Source organism: Streptosporangium sp. NPDC050855, assembly GCF_044456585.1.
Taxonomy (GTDB): Bacteria; Actinomycetota; Actinomycetes; order Streptosporangiales; family Streptosporangiaceae; genus Streptosporangium; species Streptosporangium longisporum.
The window spans coordinates 28188-48197 of sequence record NZ_JBITFY010000013.1 but is presented as its reverse complement, the minus strand read 5'-3'; the positions used below and the strand labels follow the sequence as shown (position 1 = coordinate 48197).

Below are 20010 nucleotides of genomic sequence, written 5' to 3'. Positions count from 1 at the left end.
TGCGAAGTGCCGCCGCCTTCCCACCGCCCCGGAGGGACCAGCCCCTCCTGAGCAGGACGAAGAAGCGCATCTTCACGATCACGGGAGCGCATCCGCGTGAGCCCAGGCGCGAATCGTCTCGGGTCAGTTCTCCTCGGTATCGGCTGCGTCGGGGTCGCGGAGCGCGCGGCGGCCGCCGCCCAGGTCGGGCAGGTGGAAGGAGTAGTGGCCGTGCACGTTGATGTGCTTGCGCATGAACGGTGAGATGCGCACCATGTCGTCGTCGGCGACGTGGTGCCCCTGGGCGCGCAGCGTCTGCAGAGCGGTATCCAGGTAGACGGTCTTCCACAAAACTACGCAGTTCAGGACAAGTCCGAGGGCGCCGAGCTGGTCTTCCATGCCGGTCTGGTAGGCGTGGCGCAGCTCGCCCTTGCGCCCGTGGAACAGGTGTTTGGCCAGGTCGTGGCGGCCTTCCTGGAGGTTGCGCATGGCCTTGATGTCGCGCCGGTAGGGTTCGTCGTCGACGTAGGTGAGCACGTGCAGGCTCTTGAAGATGCGCCCGTAGTGGGCCAGAGCATTGCCCAGCGGAGTGGGGTGGCCCTCGCGCTGCAGCATCCGGATCACGTCGTGGGCGCGCACCGCGCCGGTGTGGATGGAGGCCACGATGCGCAGGATGTCGTCCCAGTGCCGGCGGATCGCGACCGTGTCGATCTTCCCGCGGGCGGCGGTGTTCAGCGGCCCGTAGTCCGCGGCCGGATCGAAGCGCCACAGCTTGTGGTCGGGCAGGTCGGCCAGCACGGGCCGGAACTTGCGGCCCAGCAGGTGGATGAGGCCGAAGACGATGTCGCTGTAGGAGCCGGCGTCGGTGATGACCACCTCGGGGGCGCGGCCGCCGTCGCGGCCGTACAGCACGTCGATCACGTGCAGTGAGTCACGCGGCGTGCCCGAGAGTACCTTGGCGCCGAGCCCGACCCCCTGATCGTTGATCATGTTGAGCCATTGGGCGCCCTTGCGGCGGCCGAAGTACTTGGGGTTGGGCCGGGCGCAGATGGTGGGCACCGGTACCACGAAGCGCACCCCGTCGATCGCGGCGACCAGCCCGCCGCCCCAGGCTTGGGCGAGCGCGATGCCGGCCTGGCCCTCGATCAGGACGGCGTTGGCCGGGCTGTAGGTCTCGGGGCGCAGGTAGGTCTGATCGACATGGCTGATGCGGTCGCGGGTCAGCGCCGGGATGCCCGGCGAGACGATCGGCGCGTAGGTGATGTTGAGGGTGTGCGCGGTCAGGCAGGCCGCGATGGTGACGTGCAGATCGGTCTCCAGGCGCGGCGCGCCGCCGGAGACCGGGGTGAAGGCGGCGACGAAGCCCGGATGCCAGGACATCACCTCCAAGATCAGTTCTGGTAGGTCCACCTGCGGCAGCATGCCCTGCAGCCGCTTGCGCAGGTCGATGAGACCGGGTGGCTCTTCGACGGCTTCCAGGTGGGCCAGGTGCAACCGGCCCTCGGCATCGATGCTGACCGCGGTCTCGGCGGTCAACCGGCCCGCGACCTCGACGTAGGCCTCGTCCAGGGCGGCGGCGTGCGCGGCCAGCAGCGGCTCGGGGTCTTCGGGCAGGCCGAGCGTGTTGAACACCGCTCCCTTGGCCGCCTGCCAGCGCGAGCCCGCCAGAAGGTGCGCCCGCGGATCGCTCCACCGCGAGGAGCCGAAAGCGTAGATATCGCGTCGGCACAGCAGCCGGTGGAACTTCTCCAGCAGGCAGAACACATACGCCGCCCGATCCACCAGCCCTTCGGGCAGGCCCTTGCGGTGCACCAGGCGCTTCCATTCACCCGTCACCACCTCCTCGGCGATACCGTCGACCGGCAGGTAGGCGGTCTTGATCTTCCTGCGGCCCGCGCGGTTGATCAGAGTCGGCAGCGCGCGCATCGCCTCCAGCACGCCCTCGCCCTCGGCCGTGGCACCGAAAGCGATGGCCGAGGTCAGCAGCGGCAAAAACGACCGCACCACGGCGATCTTCTCGGTCAGCAGAGCCCGCCACTGGCCATCGGGGTCGGCGTCCGGCGGCGGGGCCACGTCGGTGACGGCCTCCACCGCGGCGCGCAGCCGGCCGCGCGGCACCACCGCGTCGATGGACTCCCACACCTGCTCCAAGGTGAGGTTCTCGCCGTACTCGGAGGCCTCCAGCAGCACCTCCACCGCCAGCGCCAGCGTCGCCGAGGCCCGGGAGAACCGCGGGTAGGTGCGCAGCTTCTCCTTGGCCGACTCGCGCTCGGCGCGGGCCACCAGCTGACCGGTCATCAGTACGTCCAGCAGCTCCAGCGCGTCATCGATCGCTTTGGCCTCCAGCACCTGCACGGTGGCCAACAGCGTGGCCAGGCGGCGCACGGGCGGGTGACGCTTGATCGCCGGGGCCTTGCCGACCAAGCCGTAGCGGGCCAGCTCCGCCAGCCGTCGCGGCGGGACCGCCGAGGTGTCGATGCCGGCCATGCCCACCAAGGCGATCTCCACGACGCGTTCCAGCGCCTTGACCATCGCCGGCCCCGAGGCCTTGACCGGGCCCTTGCGCAGCCGCTCCAGCTCCGAGACCCGCGCCCCGGGCGGTACCTCCAGCAACACGTTCAAGATCAGCCGCTGCTGAGCCGGCAGCAGGTCATGCAGCAGCCGCCACAGCCGCTCATAGGTCTCCTGGCGGATCCGGGCGACAAAACGCGCCAGGGTGGAGACCCCGGGCAGCAGCACGCCGCGGCCGCGCAGCCAGACCACCGCGTCGGCGAAGATCGCCGTCGGCCCGTCCCCGGTGGTCCAGGCCCGATCAGTCACCCAGACGGCGAGCTCGTCTTCGACCTCGGCGAAGTCCCGCAGCCCGTAAGCCCGCTGGATCAGCCCAGCGTGCTCGCGATGCGTCTCCGCTCGCTGGGCATAGCCCTTCACGCACGACGGATCGGCGATGCCCAGCTGACCGGCGACGTAGTCGACCACCTCGATAGGGACATCGACCGGATCAGGCAGGAAGGCACCGACGAAGCGCACCGTCACCAGCTGCAGCGCGAACCCCAGTCGGTTGTGGTCCCCGCGCCGCTTGGCCACCAGCCGCCTGTCGGCGTCGTCGAGGAAGAAGTACCGCTCCAGCTCGGTGCGGGTGGGCGCGCCGATGAAGCGGCCGTGCGCGGCGGCCTGCTCATCGTTGAGGAATTCAACGGGCACAGCCCGTCAAGCTACGCCGTATCCGTTCTTTCCCGCCGCGATGTGATCGAACTGACGCCTTCCGTGACCAGCTCGCCCAGGTGGCGGCCTCATCGAGCGGCAGGTGTTTCGGAGCCGGAACGTACGCCAAGCCCTCGTGTGATCAGCCGCCGGAGCCCGGATCGCCCCTCATGATCGTTTCTTGGCGTACGTTTTCGTTCCGATGTTCCTCACGGGCCGTCATCTCGGCTGGCTCGGCAGTCGGCACGCAGGGCTCGGCCGCCGGGCCGACGTCCGGTGTGCCGACACGCGGGTCTCCGGTCTCCCGCCCGTCGGCAGGCGGGCCGTGACCGCCGGTGACGCCCCGACGGCCGCATCACGTCCGCCCGCCGTTCCCGGCCGTCCCGAGGTGGTGCGCCTGGCCGGTCACGACGGCCAGGAAGGCCGTGAGCGCGGGGGGCGAGGGGCCGTCCCTGCGGACGACGACCAGCCGCCGCCCGAGCCGTTGCCCGGCGACGTCCCGGATCGCCAGGGCCGGGTCCTGCGTGGTCGGCAGGGTCAGGGCCGGCAGCAGCGCCACGGCCCCGGTGGTACGGACGAGTTCGAGCTGGACGTCGGCGTCGCTGGACCGGTGCCGTACGTCGGGTTCGTAGCCGCCGATGGACCGGCAGCTTCCCACGACCATGTCGTGATGGCCGGTCCCCCGGTCCGAGGCCGTCCAGACCTCGTCCCGGAGCTCGGGCAGGGCGACCGGTCCCCCGGGCCCGGCCAGCCGGTGGCCGGGTGGCAGGACCAGCTTCAGCGGTTCCTCGTGCAGCAGCGCGAAGCGCAGCCCGGCCGGCCGGGGGCGTGGGTGGCCGTCGTACTCGTCGCTGATCACCAGGTCGATCGTCCCGAGGCGTAGTCCGGGCAGGGCCTGCTCGAGCTCGATCTCGGTGATCTCGGTGCGCACCCGGGGGTGCAGGGCCGACATGCGCGCCACCGCGGGGACCAGCAGCCGGCGGGTCGCCGACTGCAGGCCGCCGGCGCGTACGGTGCCGCGCACCTCACCGCCCAAGGCGGCCAGATCCGCCGTCGCTGCCTCGGCCGCGGCCAGCAGGACGCCGGCGTGCTGCGCGAGCAGGCGACCGGCGTCGGTGAGCCGTACCCCACGCCCGGCCTTCTCCAGCAGGCGCGCGCCGACCTCCCTCTCCAGGACGGCCAGCTGCTGCGACACCGAGGAGGGACTGTAGTCCAGGGCGGCGGCCACCGCGCCCAGGGTGCCGCGTTCCTCGAACTCGCGAAGCAGGCGAAGACGGCGGAGATCCAGCGTGACCATTCGGAAATCCTAACGAATGACACCCGACAATCGTCACTGGACTCGAAGTGTCCGGGGCCTCGATGCTGGGGGCATGGGTCCGGTTCTGTGTCTTGTGTCCGCCGCGTGCTTCGGCGCCATGGCGATCTTCGGGAAGCTCGCGTACGCCTCGGGCGTCTCGCCCGGCGCGCTGCTGCTGGTGCGCTTCGTCCTGGGAGCCGCGTTGCTGGCGACGCTGCTGCTCCTGCGGCCGGGTCTGCGCCGTACCCCGGTGATCCCCGGCCGGACGGCGGCGCGCGTCACCCCGGCGGTACTAATGACCGCCCTGGGCCTGGGCGCCGTCGGGTACGCCGCCCAGGCCGGCCTGTACTTCTCCGCGCTGGAGCTCATGGACGCCTCGCTGCTGTCCCTGGTCTTCTACACCTACCCGCTGCTGGTCACCCTCGCCGCCGTGCTGCTCGGCCGGGACCGTCTGACGGCCGGACGCTGCGCGGCGCTGGTGGTCGCCTCCTGCGGGACGCTGCTCGTCCTGCTGGGCAGCGGTGAGGCGGCCTTTCACCCGCTCGGCGCGGCCCTGGCGTTCGGCGCCGCCGCCACCTACACCGTCTACATCCTCGTCTCGGACACCGTCGTGCACCGGCTGCCGCCGGTGACGCTGGCCGCGCTGGTGATGACCGGGGCGGCCCTGACCATGACCGTCCGCGCACTGGTGACGGGCGGGACGGACCTCGGCTTCGGATGGCGGGGGTGGTTCTGGCTCGGGTGCATCGCCGTCGTGTCCACCGTCCTGGCGATGCTGACCTTCTTCGCGGGCCTGCGGCGCACGGGACCGTCGACGGCGGCCATCCTGTCGACGTTCGAGCCGGTCGTCACCACGGCGCTGGCGGCGCTCACGCTCGGCGAGATCCTCGGCCCCGTCCAGTGGGCGGGCGGGCTGCTGGTGCTGGCGTCCGTGGCCGTCCTGCAGTTACGACGCGGACGCCCCGGACGGCGCGGCGACGGGCCGCCCCGGGAGCAGGACCGGGCCGGCACCCGCGGCCGGAGGGACCCGGTCGCGGTCGGGGAATGATCGTCCGCGTGCCGTCACGGTGTGACGGCCGGCAGGCCGGCCAGCTCGGCGCAGTCCCTCCACAGGGCCTCCTCCCGGGCCCGGTCGAACGACTCCGGTGACGAGCGGGCGACGCGGTCGCGGTCGATGTAGTCGCCGGACGCCCCCGGACGCGGGCCGAGCGCGACCGCCGCGAGCTGAGCGCCGGCCGGGCGGGCTCGCTGGGCCAAGGGCAGCAGGCTCAGCGCCGGGGCGAGCAGCCCGAACGCGCGCCGCAGGGCCGGTCCGGCGTCGCGGACGAGGTCCGTGTCCGGGACCAGCCCGGGGTTGAACGCGTACGCGTCGACGCCCTGCGGCAGCCGCCGGGCCAGCTCGTGGACGAGGTGGACGACCGCCAGCTTGCTGGTCGAGGTGAGCTGCACGCCGGCGTTGGCCACGATCCCGTACAGCGGGGGGAGGTCGCCGGTGCGCCGCGCCACGGCGCACACGGGGCACGCGGGGCGCCGCCGGGGCTGCTCGCCTTTCGGACGGGAGGCCGTGCACGCCGGTGCACGCCCCGCCGACCGGCTCGCTCAGCCGGGGGCGACGCGACGGTAGCCCCTGACGTAGTCGACCGTGAACCGCTTGGGATAGTCGCCCCCGAGCCCCGGCGACCCGTCCGGTCCGGGGAACTCGTAGATGTTCAGCATCAGCTGCATCGGATAGCCCGGCGACTGGTCGACCGTCCGGACGTGGTGACCGTCGACGAAGAAGGCGACGTGCTCGGGGGTCCACTCGGCGGCGTAGACGTGGAACTCCCGTGCGTCGATGGGCAGGGTCTCCACCGTGAAGTCGTCGGTGATCTCCGGGTCCCCGAACGGGTGAAGTCCCATCCCCACCTTCGCGCCGTCCGGTCCGACGTCCCGGCCGAAGATCTCGCACACGCATATCTCGGCGGAGCGCTCCGGTGAGTCCTCGTAGCCGATCATCCACAGCGCGACCATGCATCCCGGGTCGCCGGTCGCCCTGGCCCGCATCTCGATCAGCCCGTACCTCGGGGTGTAGAGCCGGACGTTGCGCTGGGCCTCACGCACGACGGCCCCGGAGCCGCGCCCGTGCTGTCCGATCGTGCTTCCCACCGGACCGGCGAAGACACCGGTCTGCAGCGACGACACGCGGAGCGCCCCCTCGATCTCGGGCGACCAGGGCGGCTGGTCCCGCTCGATCAGCAGGTGCAGGTGGCGGCCGTCCAGCTCGTACCGGGCGGCGGAGGCCGTGCGGTCGCTCCACTGGGGCAGGTACCGTGCGACCCAGCGATCCTCGTCGAGGCGATCCCCCTCGAAGGTGTCCTCGAACTCCAGCTCGTAGCCGGCCCGCGCCATGCCGTCTCACCCTCCTGTCACCGTCGTTCCGGAAGGGACCCTACGCCGGTCGGGCCGCCGCGGGCGAAGGCGCCCGTCATCCGCGGGGGCCGGTCGGCGGGGCGACGACCATCTCGGTGTCCGGGTCGTGGCCGACGTGCGGAGGACCTGCGACGATCATGGTGGCGCGGGCCCACGGCCGTTCCCGCAGCAGGAACGGCAGCTCCTCGCGCAGCCAGTTCGCCACGTGCTCCCGCTGCTCGGGCGAGTCGCCGTCGCGGGCGAGCAGCAGGCGCTCCTGCTCGTCGAGGTCTCCCTGCACCCACACCGAGGCGTCCAGCCACGGGGCGAGCTCTGCGCGGACGACGCCGGTGCCCTCGACCCAGACGACCTCGGCACCGGCGGGGACGGTGATCGATCCTGGCCGGTCGTGGGCGATCCAGGCATCGGGGCGGAAGTCCACCGCCTCACCCCGGTGCAGGGGCCGCAGGACGTTCTCGGCGAGCACGGCGCCCCAGTCGAAGTAGGCGTGGTTCCAGGCGATGTCGTCGGTGTGCACGACGGCGGAGCCGGGCACCGCCGCGCGCAGCCGCTCGGCCAGGGTCGTCTTGCCGGCACCGCCCCGGCCGTCGATCGCGATCACCCGTGGACGTCCGGTGACGCCGGGTGAGGCGTCGAGCAGCCGCCGGACGGCGTCGCGCACGCTCACCACCCGCCGGCCGGCGGCCTCGGTCTCGCCTGGATGAAGACGCATCGGCGACCTCTTCTCCGAAGATGGGGACACGGGTCCGGCTCGCCGGGCATGCCACCACGGCACCGCGGACCGGTGATGCCCGGGAAGGTCCGGCTCACCCGTCCAGTCGACCACGACCCTGAGCCCGCCCGTGCCGCCACCGCCCGACGTCCAGGCTCCCCGCCCTCGAGGGGCGCGCGGCGCCCCTGTCCGCCCGGGTCGCGAGCGGCCTCGGCGGCGCTCGCCGGCTCCGAGGGGTCCGGGAGGGCTCGTGCGCGAGGCGGGTCAGGTGCCCGAGGCGGCGATCACCTCGGAGACCAGGCCCGGGGAGGTGATCAGGCGACTGTACTCGGGCCGGCGCAGTTCGCCGCCCATGAACGGGTGGGGGTTGCGGTGCACGGCGGGGCTGGGCGCGTCGACCAGGGCGGCGAAGTGGATCTCGGAGGCTCCGGTCGCCTCGACCACGCGGTGCACGTTGCGGGGCGTGATGCCGCCGCCGGGCATGACGACCAGGTCACCGCCCGCCCGCTCGACCAGGGAGGCGATCAGCGGCGCGCCCTCCAGCGCGGTGACGTCCTGGCCGGAGGTGAGGACCCGGTCGACGCCCAGCGAGACGAGGGTGTCCAGGGCGGCGAACGGGTCGGCGGTCATGTCGAAGGCCCGGTGGAAGGTGACCGACATGCCCCCGGCCGCGCCGATGAGGCGCTTGCTCACCTCGACGTTCACCTCGCCGGACGGTGTCAGCACCCCGATCACCACACCCTGAGCGCCCGCGTCCCTGATCGTGGCCACGTCGCGTTCCATGGCCGCGACCTCGTACTCGTCGTAGATGAAGTCGCCGCCCCGGGGGCGGACGATCACATGGACCCGGATCGTCGAGACCGCCGCGAGCGTCGCCTCGACGGTGCCGAGGGTCGGGGTCAGGCCCCCCTCGAAGAGGGCGGAGCACAGCTCGACGCGGTGCGCCCCGGCCTGCTCGGCCGCGAGCGCGCCCGCGGTGCCGTCGATGCAGATCTCATGGACAAGGCTCATTGTTCCTCCAGTGCGTGGATTTCACCGACCGGTACGCCCCCGCCCAGCACGGGGACGCTCGCGAAGCCCGCGGCCGGCGCGACGTCCCCCCCGGCCGCCCCGAGCGCGGCCAGCGCGATCGCGCTCGTGGCCCGCGGGCTGCCGTCGATGACCTTGACGGCCGCCGCGTGCCCGGTGGCGAGCGCGACGACGAGGACCCCCTCGGCCCCGCCCTTGGCCACCGCCCCCGGCAGCGCCCGCATCAGCGAGGTGTTCACGTGCCCGGTCCCGCCGACGTACTCGGGGTGCTCGCGCATCGCGTCGGCGACCGCGCGCGGCGGGGTCCCCGGCTCGGCGACGACCAGGGCCCGCACGGCCCGCGCCAGCCCGGTCAGCGACAGCCCGAACAGCGGGGCGCCGCACCCGTCGACGGCGACGTGGGCGGTCTCCTCCCCCGACAGCTCCTCGGTCACGGCGCGCACCCGCCGCTGCAGCGGGTGGCCGGCGTCCAGGTAGGAGGCGGTCTCCCAGCCGGAGGCGACGGACGCGGCGAGCATCGCGGCGTGCTTGCCCGAGCAGTTCATCCGCTCGCGCGAGGCCGTCAGGCCCGCCCGGATCAGCGTGTGCCGGGTGGCCTCGTCCTCGGGCCAGTCCGCGGGGCAGCCGAGCGCGTCGAAGCCGAGCCCGGCCCCGGCGAGGATGTCGGCGACCAGCCGCACGTGGAAGTCCTGGCCGGTGTGGCTGCCCGCGGCGATCGCCAGGCCGCGACCGTCCAGGTCCGCCCCGGACAGCAGGCAGGCCAGGGACTGGAACGGCTTGGCCGAGGAACGCGGCAGCACCGGCGCTTCGACCGCTCCCCTGGCGACGGCCACGGTGCCGTCGGGTGCCAGCGCGACGGCGCTGCCGAAGTGCACGCTCTCGGTGAATCCGGAGCGCACCACCTCCGCGAGCGGGACGAGGTCAGGCACGGGCGGGTCTCCTTCCGAACCGGCGGGCACGCGGAGCGCCGGGGGTGACGCGGGCGTTGCGAGCGTCGAGGGTACGGGCGAGCTTGGACAGCGAGGCGTTGACCACCAGGTAGATCAGCGCGACGACGATGTAGGTCTGGATGAGCAGGCCGTTGAAGGTCGCCAGGACCTTGCCGCTGTAGAGCAGCTCGGCGTAGCTGACCACGAAACCCAGCGAGGTGTCCTTGAGCAGGCCGACCGACTGGCTGACGATCGAGGGAAGCACCCGGCGGGCCGCCTGCGGCAGCACGATCAGGCGCATGGTCTGGCCCTGGGTGAGCCCGACCGCGAGACCGGCCTCGCCCTGGCCGCGCTCCACCGACAGCACCCCGGCGCGGAAGATCTCCGCGAACGCCGCGGCGTTCGAGATCGCCAGCGGCACCACGAGCTTCCAGAACAGCGGCAGGTCGAGCCCGTAGCGGGGCAGCGCGAACAGCACGACGTAGACCAGCAGCAGCGCCGGGACGGTCCGCACGACCTCCACGTACGCCGCGGCGGGCACGCGGACCCACCTGCGCCGCGACAACCGCCCGAGGGCCAGGGCCAGCCCGGCCGCCATCGCGAGCGCGGCCGAGACGACGGCGGCGAGCGCGGTGGCCCACAGCCCGTTCAGCAGGTAGCGCCACATCGGCCAGGTCGCGTACGGCGACCAGCGGTCGGCGTCGAGCTGGCCGTTGGCGGCGAACTGGCGCAGCGCCAGCGCCAGCAGGGCGAGGACCGCGACCGCCCCCACAGCGGTCGCGATCCTGATCCTGCGGCGGGCGCGCGGCCCCGGCTGGTCGAACAGGAGAGCGCTCACCGGACGACCACCGCTCCGCCCGGGACCGCGACGGGAAGGACGCTCATCGGACCACCACCAGCCGTCGTTCGAGCCGCCCGGTGACGAACCCGGCGCAGGCGGCGATCAGTGCGTAGGCCAGGCCCGCCCCGACGAAGATCGGGATGGGTTGCGCCTCCGCGAGGTTCACCCGGTTGGCCGCGGCGGTCAGGTCGACGACGCCGACCGCGGCGGCGAGCGAGGTGTTCATCGCCAGCGCGATGAAGATGTTGCCGACCGGCTGGATCACCGTGCGCAGCGCCTGCGGCAGGACCACGTGGCGCAGGGACTGGCCGAAGGTCAGCCCGAGCGCGCGGGCCGCCTCGCCCTGCCCGGCGGAGACGGCGTTGACGCCGGAGCGCAGCGCCTCGGCGATGTAGGCGGCCTCGTAGAGCGCGATGACGATCATGGCCGTCACCAGCAGGTCGGCCTTGAGCCCGATCTCGGGCAGGCCGAAGACGGCGAGCACCAGCAGTACCAGCAGCGGCAGGTTCTGGAAGGTCTCCACGTACACCGTGCCGATCCCGCGCAGGACGCCGACCGGGCTCACCCGCATGGCGGTGATCACGAGCCCGACGACCGCGGCGCCGGCGAAGGACGCCGCGGTCAGCTGGAGGGTCACGACCAGCCCCTGCCAGAACTCGGGCAGGTGGTCCAGGAGGGCGGACATCAGGACCCCGGCACCGATCCGATCTGCGGCGGGGTGGGGGCCTCGCCCTTCACGACCGTGCCGAGGGAGTTCTTCCAGGTCTTCTGCCAGAGGCCGTCGGCCTGGATCTTCTTCAGCCAGTCGTTGACGAACGTCTTGAACTGCTCGTCACCGTGCTTGAGGCCGATGCCGTACGGGTCCTCGGTGAACGGGCTGCCGACGACCTGGACCGAGGGGTCCTTCTGCGCGTTCGCGACCAGGAGCGTCTCGTCCTGGACGTAGGCGTCGCCGCGTTCCTGCTTGAGGGCCTGCATGCACTCGGGGTCGCTGCCGAACGTCACGATCTTCGCCTGCGGGGCGAGCTTCTTGATCGCCGGGATGGCCGGGGTGTTGGCCCCGGCGATGACGGTCTTGCCGTTGAGGTCCTCGGGCTTGGCGATGCCCGAGGTGCCCTTCCTGACCGCGAGGCTCAGCCCGGAGGAGTAGTACGGCCCGGCGAAGGCGACCTGCTCGGCCCGCTCCGGGGTGATCGTGTACGTCTGGAGGACGACGTCCACGGTGCCGTTGGACAGCAGCGCCTCGCGGGTCTCCGAGGCCGAGTTGACGATCTTCACTTTGGGCTCGCCGATGATGTACTTGGCGAGCGCCTTGCCCATGTCCGCGTCGAACCCCTCGACCTCGCCGGTCGTCGGGTTCTGCTGCGACAGCAGCGGCGCGTCGAGCGACCCTCCGACGATCAGCTCACCGCGCTTCTTGATCTTCTCCATCGTGGAGCCGGGCAGGATGTCCGCGGCGGCCGCGACCGGCGCCGAGGCGATCAGGTCGTTCCCCTTGGCCTCGCCCGGTACGGCCGGGCTCGCCGCGTCCGTACCGCCGCAGGCCGACAGGCCGAGCATGGACACGGCGGCGACAGCGGCCAGTCGTTTCATGGACACCATCGGGCCCACCATCCTTTTCGATCGGTTTCGATCAGTGAGTGAGAACTTTGGCCAGGAAGTCCCTGGCCCTGTCCGTCCGGGGAGCCTCGAAGAAGGCCGCGGGCTCGCCCGTCTCGACGATCCGGCCGGCGTCCATGAAGACCACGCGGTCGGCGGCCCTGCGGGCGAAGCCCATCTCGTGGGTGACGACGACCATGGTCATGCCGTCGGCGGCGAGCCGGACCATCACGTCCAGCACCTCGCCGACCATCTCCGGGTCGAGGGCCGAGGTGGGCTCGTCGAAGAGCATCACCTTGGGCCGCATGGCCAGCGCGCGGGCGATGGCGGCCCGTTGCTGCTGCCCGCCGGACAGCCGGGCGGGCATCTTCTCGGCCTGCTCGGCGATGCCGACGCGCTCCAGCAGCCTGCGCGCCGACGCCTCGGCCTCGGCGCGGCCGTCGCCCCGGACCTTCATCGGCGCGAGCACGACGTTCTCCAGGACGGTCATGTGCTGGAACAGGTTGAACGACTGGAACACCATGCCCACGTCGGCCCGCAGCCGGGCCAGGTCCCGGCCCTCGACGGGGGCGGGCACGCCGTCGACGAGGACGTCCCCGGATCCGGCCGTCTCCAGCCGGTTGAGGCAGCGGCACAGCGTGGACTTGCCCGACCCCGAGGGGCCGACCACGACGACGACCTCGCCCCGCGCCACTTCAAGGTCGATGTCGCGCAGCACATGGTGATCACCGAACCACTTGTTCAACCCTTTAACCTGAATCATCGCCATCTTCCTTCGAAATCGAAGATAAGCGGGAACGTAATGGATGATTATCCTGGAAGTCAACACGTTGCCGTAGTAAGTACAGACGTGGTATTTCTCTAGTCCATGTCAGGCAAAGAGCGGCTGCCGGTACGGGGAGCGCAGGGCGGCCTCCTGCGTCTCGTCGCCACCGGCCACGCCGAGTCGCGCGCGCAGCTGGCCCGCATCTCCGGCCTGGCGGCGTCGAGCGTCTCCCTGCGCGTCGAGGAGCTGATCGACACCGGGCTCCTCGTCGAGGAGGGCTCGGGCACCTCCAGCGGCGGGCGGCGGCCCCGGCGGCTGCGGGTCAGCCCGACCGCGGGCCTGCTCGCGGTGGCCGACCTGGGGGCGCACCACGCCCGCCTCGGCCTGCTCGACCTCAGCGGCGTCCCCCTCGTCGTCGAGGAGCGCGCCTGTGACATAGCGCTCGGCCCCGAGGCGACCCTCGACTGGATGGCCGCGGCGTTCGACGAGCTGATGGCGACCCACGGCCCGCCCGGCGTCCCCCTGCGCGGTGTGGGCACCGGCATCCCCGGCCCCGTCGACCCCGGCAGCGGCCGGGTGGTGTCCCCCTCCCGCATGCCCGGCTGGAACAACTTCCCCGTCGCCGAGCATCTCGGCGCGCGCTACGACCTTCCGGTGCTCGTCGAGAACGACGCCAACCTCTTGGCCGTCGGCGAGGCCCGCTCCTGGCCGGGCTTCGACAACCTCATGGTGCTCAAGGCCGGCAGCGGCATAGGGTGCGGCGTGATCGTCGACGGCCGCCTGCACCGGGGCAGGGGCGCGGCCGGCGACATCAGCCACGTCCGGGTCAGGACCGACTCCTCCGTCATGTGCTCGTGCGGCCACCCCGACTGCCTGGAGGCCTACGCGAGCGGCGCCGCGCTCATGGGCGCCCTGGCCGAGCTCGGCCTCGCGACGCGGCGTCCCGCCGACGTCGTGGCCCTGGTCGAGGACGGCGTCCCCGAGGCCACCGCCCTGGTCAGGAACGCGGGCCGCCTCATCGGCGAGGTGCTCACCGTCCTGGTCAACTTCCTCAACCCCGACGCCATCGTCGTCGGCGGCAGCCTCTCCACCGCCGAGCCGCTGATCTCCTCCATCCGCGCCGCCGTGTACGAGCGCTGCCTCCCCCTGGCCACCCGCGACCTGGAGATCGCCGTCACCCGCGGCGGCCCCGACGCCGCCCTCCTCGGCGCGGGCTCCCTCCTGCTGGACGCCGTCCTCGGCTGAGAAGCCCGCGGGAGGCCGGACGGGGCGCGCCGGGCGCGGTCGCCGACGTGCGGTGAGCGGTGAGCGGCGTGACGACCTCCGGAACGCCGTCGCACCCCCTCGCGCCGCACGCGTCAACTCCGGTTGACTTCGCCGAGGTGTCAACCTAAGATGACGGCATGGAGCAGGACCGGCTCGCGACGCTAGACCAGGTGATCGACAACGACCCCATGGCGGGCCTCGCGCTCACCGTCGAGACACGGCGGGAGATGGAACGCCTGGAGGCCGTGCTCGTGCGCAGGGCCCGCACGCGAGGGCGGTCCTGGGCCGAGATCGCCGAAGTGCTCGGCATCAGCAGGCAGGCCGTGCACAAGAAACACGGCGGGCGCAGGCTGTTCCGTTCCGAGGACTGACGCCGCACCCCCGCGTCGCACCACCGGCGCGGCTGCGCTGCTCCCCCACGGTGGTCCTTCCCTTCCTTCCCCGGACCGTCGCGGGCCACGGCGGAACCACGGCCGACCCACGGCCGACCCACGGCCGACCCACCGTAGGCCGCCGCAAACCGTCGCGGGCCGTTCACGTGACGGTGCGCGCGTGCCCGCTCCGCGGGGGTGAGGGCGAACCCGCCCCCGTGACCAGGCAGGACCCGTACACGTGACAGGCGAGAACCCGTGACAGACGAAGGAGCCAGCGTGGCGATGAGTTCCCCCTCCGCGGTGCCGGAGGCCATGGCCGTGGCGGTCTCGGCCAACCTGCCCGTCCTGCTGTGGGGAGCGCCCGGCACCGGGAAGACCTCCTCGGTACTCGCCCTGGGGGAGGCACTGGGCCTGCCCGTCGAGATCGTCGTGGGATCCATCCGCGAACCCACCGACTTCTCCGGGCTGCCGGTGCTGCGCGAGGGCGGCACCTGGTTCGCCCCGCCCCGCTGGGCCGAGCGGCTGGCCCGCCACGGCACCGGCCTGCTCTTCCTGGACGAGCTCACCACCGCGCCACCGGCCGTACAGGCCGCCATGCTCAGGGTGGTGCTGGAGCGGACCGTCGGTGACCTGGCACTGCCGCCCGAGGTGCGGATCGTCGCCGCGGCCAACCCCCCGCAGCAGGCCGCCGACGGCTGGGACCTGTCGGCGCCGCTGGCCAACCGGCTCGTCCACCTGAACTGGCAGGTACGGGCCGCCGACGTCGCCGACGGTTTCACCGGCGGCTTCGCCGTGCCGGACCTGGGACGCCAGGATCCGCCCGGCGCGGCCGAGGTCGCCCGCGCCAGGGCGCTGGTGGGCGCCTTCCTGCGCGTACGGCCCGAGCTGGTGCTCGTCGTGCCGGCCGGGCCCGACCAGGCCGGGCGTGCCTGGCCGAGCCCCAGGACCTGGGAGATGGCCGCCAAGGCCGTCGCCGCCTGCGAGCACGGCGGCGTCCGCGACGAGGTGCTGGCCGAGCTCGTCCTGGGCGCGGTGGGCGAGGCCGCCGGGTTCGAGCTGCTGTCCTGGCTGCGCAACCTCGACCTGCCCGATCCGCGGAGCCTGCTCGCGGGCGACGACGTCCCGCTGCCCGGACGCGTCGACCGGCTGCACGCGGTGCTCGGCGCCGTCGTCGCGCACGTGCTCGCCGACGGTGGCCGGGAGCCCTGGGAACGGGCGTGGGCGGTGGTGGCCAGGGCCTCCCGTACCGCACCGGACGTGGCGGCCTCCGCGGCCCGGTCCCTGGCCGCGGCCAGGCCCGCCGGAGCCACGCTCCCGCACACCATGCTCGACCTCGCACCGGTGCTGCGCGCCGCTGGGCTGCTGCGGTGACCGATCCCGCCGGCCCTGCCGATCCTGCCGATCCTGCCGGTCAGGCCGGTCACGGCGGCCCCGCCGAGGCCGCCGGTCCCGCCGAGGCCGCCGATGCCGCACCGGACCTGGCCGGGCAGGTGGCGGCCCGGTTCGCGGCGGCCAGGCTGTGGGCCGCGCACCGGGCCCCCTACCTGGCCGGTGCCCTGTTCGCGCTGACCCCCGTCGTGCTGGAGCCCTCCTTCGACGACGCCACCGGCGAGCCCGTGCCCGACCCGGAGTTCCGCGCCTTCCCCGCCGACACCCGGTGGAACGTGCACGTGGAGACCGCGACCGCGCTGGCCACCCCGGTCGAGGAGATCGGCTGGTGGCTGCTGCACCAGATCGGCCACCTGGTACGCGCGCACGCCGCCCGTTCCCCGGTACGGTCCGCCCACGCGAACACCCACGCCGCCGGTGAGGCCGGGTCCGCGCCGGCGCGCCGCTGGAACCAGGCCGCCGACGCGGAGATCAACGACGACCTGGAGGCCGAGGGTCTGCACGGGCCCGCCGGGGTCGTCTCCCCCGCCCTGCTGGGACTGCCTCCGAACCGGACGGCCGAGGAGTACGTGCCGATGCTCGACGTGCTCGACGAGGCGCTCGGCAGGGGCGGGTTGGCGCCGGCGGAGGCCGTCGACTGCGGCAGCGCCGCCGACGGGCTGGATCGCGGGTACCACTCCCCCGGCTCGGTCGGCGGGATCGGCGAACTGGAACGCGAACTGCTGGAGAGATCCATCGCCGCGGGCATCCAGGAGCGGGCCGCGGCCCGCAGCGACGTGCCGCTGGGCTGGCGCCGATGGGCCGAGGAGCGCCTGCGGCCCACGGTCGACTGGCGCGCGCTGCTCGGCTCGCTGATCCGGCGCGGCGTGAGTTCGGCGGCCGGGCGCGTCGACTTCGACCGCCGTCGCCCCTCCCGCCGGGCCGGGGCGACCCCCGGCATCGTCATGCCCGCCATGGTGAGCCCGGCCCCCTCCGTCGCCGTCGTGATCGACACCTCCGGCAGCATCCTCCGGCCCGTGCTGGACGGGCTCGTCGCCGAGATCACCGGGATCCTGAACCGGGCGGCCGGGCCGCGCAGGCGGATCCGGGTGATCTGCTGCGACCTGGTGGCCCATCCGGCCCAGGAGATCAGGCGTGCCGGCGACGTGGTGCTGACCGGCGGGGGCGGCACCGACATGCGGGCCGGGATCGCGGCGGCGGTGGCGCTGCGTCCCCGGCCCGACCTGGTGATCGTGATGACCGACGGGCTGACCCCCTGGCCCGAGCGGCGCCCGCCCGCCCAGGTGGTCGTGTGCCTGGTCGGCGAGGACGGGCACGCCCCGGCGTGGGCGGCCACGGTACGTGTTCCGGAGAAGCCGGAGAAGGAGGAGTGATGACCGCGATGTTCGCCGAACCCCCCGACCCTCGCGAGGGCGGCCACGGATCCGGCGGCCCGCCACCCCCGCCCCCCGGCGTGGGCGGGAGCGGGAGCGGCGGGAACGATGGGGACGGCGGGGACGGGTGGTGGGACATCGGCGCCACCGGCGACCCCTCGCCCGAGCCCCTGCACGAGTGGCGGACGCGCGGGTTCACCGTCGCCGAGGCCCGGCGCTGGATCGAGGCCGGTTTCCTGGCCTTCGACGCCGAACGCTGGCGTACCTCCGGCGTGTACACCCCCGGGGCGGCCCGCGAGTGGCGTACGGCCGGGGCGACCCCGTACACGGTGGACGTCTGGCTGCGGGCCGGGATGACGCCGCGTGACGCGGTGCGCTGGCGGGAGATGGGCCACTCCCCGCAGGAGGCCGCCGAACGGCATCTGGCCGGGGAGCGCCCCTGGCCGGTGAGCCTGCTCGGCCGCCTGTTCGGCCGCGCGCGCAGGCGGGCCGGCACGACCGACGACCCGGCCGGGTCCGAGGCCATGCGGGAGCTGCTGCGAGGCGGGGTGCCCGCCGCCACCGCGCGGGGGTTCGTCGAGGCCGGTTGGAGCGGCCGCGACGCGCTCGACTGGGCGCGGCGCGGGGTCGAGCCGTCCGACGCCAAGGTCTTCCGCGCCCTGGGGTTCACCCCTGCCGAGGCCGCGGACCTCGCCGGGCGCGGGCAGGACGCGATCTCGGTGATGACCCGCTGGTGGGAGGCCGGGGTCCCGATGGGAGAGGTCGCGGCCTGGTGCGGGGCGGGTTTCGGCGCCGAGGAGGCGGCCCGGCTCCGCCAGGAGGGTACCGGGGTCGAGCAGGCCAGGATCCTGCGCGCGCTCACCCCGCCCGGCGAGCCGTGAGCGAGGGCCGTGCCGGAGACCGTGAGCGACGCGGGTGCGCGGGACCGGTGCCCGGGGACGATGACCGAGGGGCGTCACCGAAGACCCGGCGACCGCCCCGGCGTGCCGGACGGGCGGTATAGGATTTCGCGCAACAGCGACGACGGAGCCGAGTAGCGCCTCGACCACCGGAGTCGGAGAGAGCCGCCGGAAGCTGCGAAGGCGGACTCCGGCCGGGGCGTGAAGACCCTCCTGAGCTGCGGGGAAGAACGGTCTCCGGGCCAAGTAGAGTCCCGCCGTCTCGCCCACGTCACGGGTTCAGAGGCCGTGCCGTCCCCGTGACGGCACGGTGAAGGTGTGGTGGCACCGCGAGGATCCCGCTCGCCCGCACCTCTCAGGGGACGCGTTGCGAACCAGAGGAGGTCGCCACCATGCAACGCATCCTGTCCACAGCCCTGCCCGCGCACATCGGCGAGACCGTACGGCTCGCGGGCTGGGTCCATCGCCGCCGGTCACTGAAGTCGGTCGCCTTCCTGATCCTGCGCGACGCCGCCGGACTGGCCCAGGTCGTCGTGTCCGAGCAGGCGGCCCGCGCCCGCCTGGAGGAACTGCCGGAGGAGACCACGGTCCGCGTCGTCGGCACGGTCACCGCCAACGCGTCCGCGCCGGGCGGCGTCGAGGTCACCTCACCGGTGATCGAGGCACTGGGCGACCCGGCGGAACCGCCCCCGTTCGACCTGTACCGGCCCGACCTGAACGTGAGCCTGCCGGTGCTGCTCGACCACGCGCCGGTCGCGTTGCGTCACCCGAAGCTCGCCGCCGTCCACCGCGTCGGGGCGGCCGCGGTCGCCGGGTTCCGTACGGCACTGGAGGCGATGTCGTTCGTCGAGATCCACACCCCGAAGATCGTGGGCACGGCCACCGAGAGCGGCGCGAACGTCTTCGAGCTCGACTACTTCGGCCGCCCGGCCTACCTGGCGCAGTCGCCCCAGCTCTACAAACAGATCATGGTCGGGGTGTTCGAACGGGTCTACGAGGTCGGCCCGGTCTTCCGCGCCGAACCCAGCGACACCGCCCGTCACCTGGCCTCCTACACCTCGCTGGACGCCGAGATGGGCTTCGTCGACGACCACCGCGACGTCGTCGCCGCCTGCCACGCCACGGTCGGGGGGATGCTGACCGCCATCCGCGACCTCGCCGGCCCCTCGCTGGACCTGCTGGGCGTCACCATGCCCGCGCTGCCGCGCGAGCCCCTGGTGGTGCACTTCTCCGACGTCTTGGAGATGATCGGCGCCGCGACCGGGCAGGACCTGAGCGCCGAACCCGACCTGGCGCCCGCGCACGAGCGCCGGCTCGGGGAGTGGGCCCTGCGCGAGCACGGCTCGGACTTCGTGTTCGTCGAGGGGTACCCCACCGCGCACCGCGCGTTCTACACCCACCCCGACCCGGCACGGCCCGGGTACTCGCGCGCCATCGACCTGATATTCCGCGGCCTGGAACTGGTCAGCGGCGGCCAGCGGCTGCACCGGTACGGCGACTACGTGCGGGCACTGACCGCGCGGGGCGAGAGCGACCTGTCGGCGTACGCCGGATACCTCGACGCGATGCGCCACGGCATGCCTCCGCACGGGGGGTTCGCGTTCGGGCTGGAGCGGTTCCTGGCGCGCCTGCTGGACGTGCCGAACATCCGCCAGGTCACGCTGTTCCCCCGGGACCTGCACCGGCTGTCGCCGTGACCGCGTCCGGTGGAGCCGGCCGTGCCGGCTCCACCGGACCTCCCGCCCTCCGTGGCGGCCCCGCGCCGCCCGGGTGACCCCTTCGCGGGTCCGTACCCGTCCCACCGTGGCCGCCGACGGCACGCCGCGCGTGTTCCCGATGCCGTTCCGCCGGACGGGCACCGAGATCGCGGTGTCCACGTTCGCCGGAGCGCGCAAGATCGCCGCTCGGACGGTTCCGGTTTCCTTATCGATTCCCTACATGCAA

Annotated in this window: 18 protein-coding genes; 7 read left to right on the top strand and 11 right to left on the bottom strand. The window is 73.2% G+C overall.

Annotated elements, in window-relative coordinates:
- Positions 1 to 123: 123 nt before the first annotated feature.
- Both ACIBCT_RS25040 and ACIBCT_RS25035 read right to left on the bottom strand, forming a co-directional pair.
- Complete coding sequence (locus ACIBCT_RS25040; protein ID WP_399192395.1) at positions 124 to 3183, bottom strand: Tn3 family transposase; 3060 nt, start codon at positions 3181 to 3183, stop codon at positions 124 to 126.
- 355 nt (positions 3184 to 3538) lie between these two features.
- Entirely contained in the window at positions 3539 to 4480 is a 942-nt protein-coding gene (locus ACIBCT_RS25035; RefSeq protein WP_399192393.1) for a LysR family transcriptional regulator, read from the bottom strand.
- A gap of 73 nt (positions 4481 to 4553) precedes the next feature.
- Between ACIBCT_RS25035 and ACIBCT_RS25030 the strand changes: the two genes are divergently transcribed.
- Positions 4554 to 5528 (top strand): DMT family transporter, encoded by a 975-nt coding sequence (locus ACIBCT_RS25030; protein WP_399192391.1) that lies wholly within the window; start codon positions 4554 to 4556, stop codon positions 5526 to 5528.
- A gap of 14 nt (positions 5529 to 5542) precedes the next feature.
- Here ACIBCT_RS25030 and ACIBCT_RS25025 read toward each other — a convergent pair whose 3' ends face one another.
- The 9 genes from ACIBCT_RS25025 to ACIBCT_RS24985 form a co-directional block, all read right to left on the bottom strand.
- Complete coding sequence (locus ACIBCT_RS25025) at positions 5543 to 5986, bottom strand: hypothetical protein (protein WP_399192389.1); 444 nt, start codon at positions 5984 to 5986, stop codon at positions 5543 to 5545.
- Positions 5987 to 6079: 93 nt separating this feature from the next.
- Positions 6080 to 6868, bottom strand: a complete 789-nt coding sequence (locus ACIBCT_RS25020; protein ID WP_399192388.1) for a glycoside hydrolase family 16 protein — start codon at positions 6866 to 6868, stop codon at positions 6080 to 6082.
- Positions 6869 to 6944: 76 nt separating this feature from the next.
- A complete protein-coding gene (locus tag ACIBCT_RS25015) occupies positions 6945 to 7601 on the bottom strand; it encodes a uridine kinase (protein ID WP_399192386.1) in 657 nt (218 codons plus the stop codon).
- Positions 7602 to 7865: 264 nt separating this feature from the next.
- On the bottom strand, positions 7866 to 8612 hold the full coding sequence (locus tag ACIBCT_RS25010) for a copper homeostasis protein CutC (protein WP_399192384.1): 747 nt from the start codon (positions 8610 to 8612) through the stop codon (positions 7866 to 7868).
- The gene (locus ACIBCT_RS25005) at positions 8609 to 9559 is read right to left on the bottom strand and encodes an asparaginase (protein ID WP_399192382.1); all 951 of its coding nucleotides are present in this window, start codon (positions 9557 to 9559) and stop codon (positions 8609 to 8611) included. The genes ACIBCT_RS25010 and ACIBCT_RS25005 overlap by 4 nt, the downstream gene beginning before the upstream one ends.
- Positions 9552 to 10397: an amino acid ABC transporter permease gene (locus tag ACIBCT_RS25000; RefSeq protein WP_399192380.1), complete on the bottom strand. Its 846-nt coding sequence runs from the start codon at positions 10395 to 10397 to the stop codon at positions 9552 to 9554. The genes ACIBCT_RS25005 and ACIBCT_RS25000 overlap by 8 nt, the downstream gene beginning before the upstream one ends.
- Positions 10398 to 10440: 43 nt before the next feature.
- Entirely contained in the window at positions 10441 to 11085 is a 645-nt protein-coding gene (locus ACIBCT_RS24995) for an amino acid ABC transporter permease (RefSeq protein WP_399192378.1), read from the bottom strand.
- Positions 11085 to 11993 (bottom strand): glutamate ABC transporter substrate-binding protein, encoded by a 909-nt coding sequence (locus tag ACIBCT_RS24990; protein WP_399192375.1) that lies wholly within the window; start codon positions 11991 to 11993, stop codon positions 11085 to 11087. The genes ACIBCT_RS24995 and ACIBCT_RS24990 overlap by 1 nt, the downstream gene beginning before the upstream one ends.
- 40 nt (positions 11994 to 12033) lie before the next feature.
- Positions 12034 to 12762 (bottom strand): amino acid ABC transporter ATP-binding protein, encoded by a 729-nt coding sequence (locus tag ACIBCT_RS24985; RefSeq protein ID WP_399192373.1) that lies wholly within the window; start codon positions 12760 to 12762, stop codon positions 12034 to 12036.
- Between the two features lie 105 nt (positions 12763 to 12867).
- Here ACIBCT_RS24985 and ACIBCT_RS24980 point away from each other — a divergent pair, with 105 nt between their 5' ends.
- From ACIBCT_RS24980 to aspS, 6 genes are all read left to right on the top strand, one after another.
- Entirely contained in the window at positions 12868 to 14010 is a 1143-nt protein-coding gene (locus ACIBCT_RS24980) for an ROK family protein (RefSeq protein WP_399192371.1), read from the top strand.
- Positions 14011 to 14168: 158 nt separating this feature from the next.
- Positions 14169 to 14402: a helix-turn-helix domain-containing protein gene (locus ACIBCT_RS24975; protein WP_399192369.1), complete on the top strand. Its 234-nt coding sequence runs from the start codon at positions 14169 to 14171 to the stop codon at positions 14400 to 14402.
- A 285-nt stretch (positions 14403 to 14687) separates the two neighbouring features.
- Entirely contained in the window at positions 14688 to 15776 is a 1089-nt protein-coding gene (locus ACIBCT_RS24970) for an AAA family ATPase (protein WP_399192367.1), read from the top strand.
- Positions 15773 to 17167, top strand: a complete 1395-nt coding sequence (locus ACIBCT_RS24965) for a VWA-like domain-containing protein (protein WP_399192365.1) — start codon at positions 15773 to 15775, stop codon at positions 17165 to 17167. The genes ACIBCT_RS24970 and ACIBCT_RS24965 overlap by 4 nt, the downstream gene beginning before the upstream one ends.
- Positions 17167 to 18048 (top strand): hypothetical protein, encoded by an 882-nt coding sequence (locus tag ACIBCT_RS24960; protein ID WP_399192363.1) that lies wholly within the window; start codon positions 17167 to 17169, stop codon positions 18046 to 18048. The genes ACIBCT_RS24965 and ACIBCT_RS24960 overlap by 1 nt, the downstream gene beginning before the upstream one ends.
- Before the next feature lie 410 nt (positions 18049 to 18458).
- The gene (gene aspS / locus ACIBCT_RS24955) at positions 18459 to 19763 is read left to right on the top strand and encodes an aspartate--tRNA(Asn) ligase (RefSeq protein WP_399192361.1); all 1305 of its coding nucleotides are present in this window, start codon (positions 18459 to 18461) and stop codon (positions 19761 to 19763) included.
- Positions 19764 to 20010 lie beyond the last annotated feature (247 nt).

Excerpts from the sequence above, each read along its gene's own strand:
- ACIBCT_RS24960 (WP_399192363.1), top strand. The coding sequence starts at position 17,167 with ATGACCGCGATGTTCGCCGAACCCCCCGACCCTCGCGAGGGCGGCCAC.
- aspS (WP_399192361.1), top strand. The coding sequence starts at position 18,459 with ATGCAACGCATCCTGTCCACAGCCCTGCCCGCGCACATCGGCGAGACC.
- ACIBCT_RS24995 (WP_399192378.1), bottom strand. The coding sequence starts at position 11,085 with ATGTCCGCCCTCCTGGACCACCTGCCCGAGTTCTGGCAGGGGCTGGTC.
- ACIBCT_RS24990 (WP_399192375.1), bottom strand. The coding sequence starts at position 11,993 with ATGAAACGACTGGCCGCTGTCGCCGCCGTGTCCATGCTCGGCCTGTCG.
- ACIBCT_RS24980 (WP_399192371.1), top strand. The coding sequence starts at position 12,868 with ATGTCAGGCAAAGAGCGGCTGCCGGTACGGGGAGCGCAGGGCGGCCTC.
- ACIBCT_RS25020 (WP_399192388.1), bottom strand. The coding sequence starts at position 6,868 with ATGGCGCGGGCCGGCTACGAGCTGGAGTTCGAGGACACCTTCGAGGGG.
- ACIBCT_RS24985 (WP_399192373.1), bottom strand. The coding sequence starts at position 12,762 with ATGATTCAGGTTAAAGGGTTGAACAAGTGGTTCGGTGATCACCATGTG.
- ACIBCT_RS24975 (WP_399192369.1), top strand. The coding sequence starts at position 14,169 with ATGGAGCAGGACCGGCTCGCGACGCTAGACCAGGTGATCGACAACGAC.
- ACIBCT_RS25015 (WP_399192386.1), bottom strand. The coding sequence starts at position 7,601 with ATGCGTCTTCATCCAGGCGAGACCGAGGCCGCCGGCCGGCGGGTGGTG.
- ACIBCT_RS25035 (WP_399192393.1), bottom strand. The coding sequence starts at position 4,480 with ATGGTCACGCTGGATCTCCGCCGTCTTCGCCTGCTTCGCGAGTTCGAG.
- ACIBCT_RS25030 (WP_399192391.1), top strand. The coding sequence starts at position 4,554 with ATGGGTCCGGTTCTGTGTCTTGTGTCCGCCGCGTGCTTCGGCGCCATG.
- ACIBCT_RS24970 (WP_399192367.1), top strand. The coding sequence starts at position 14,688 with ATGAGTTCCCCCTCCGCGGTGCCGGAGGCCATGGCCGTGGCGGTCTCG.
- ACIBCT_RS25010 (WP_399192384.1), bottom strand. The coding sequence starts at position 8,612 with ATGAGCCTTGTCCATGAGATCTGCATCGACGGCACCGCGGGCGCGCTC.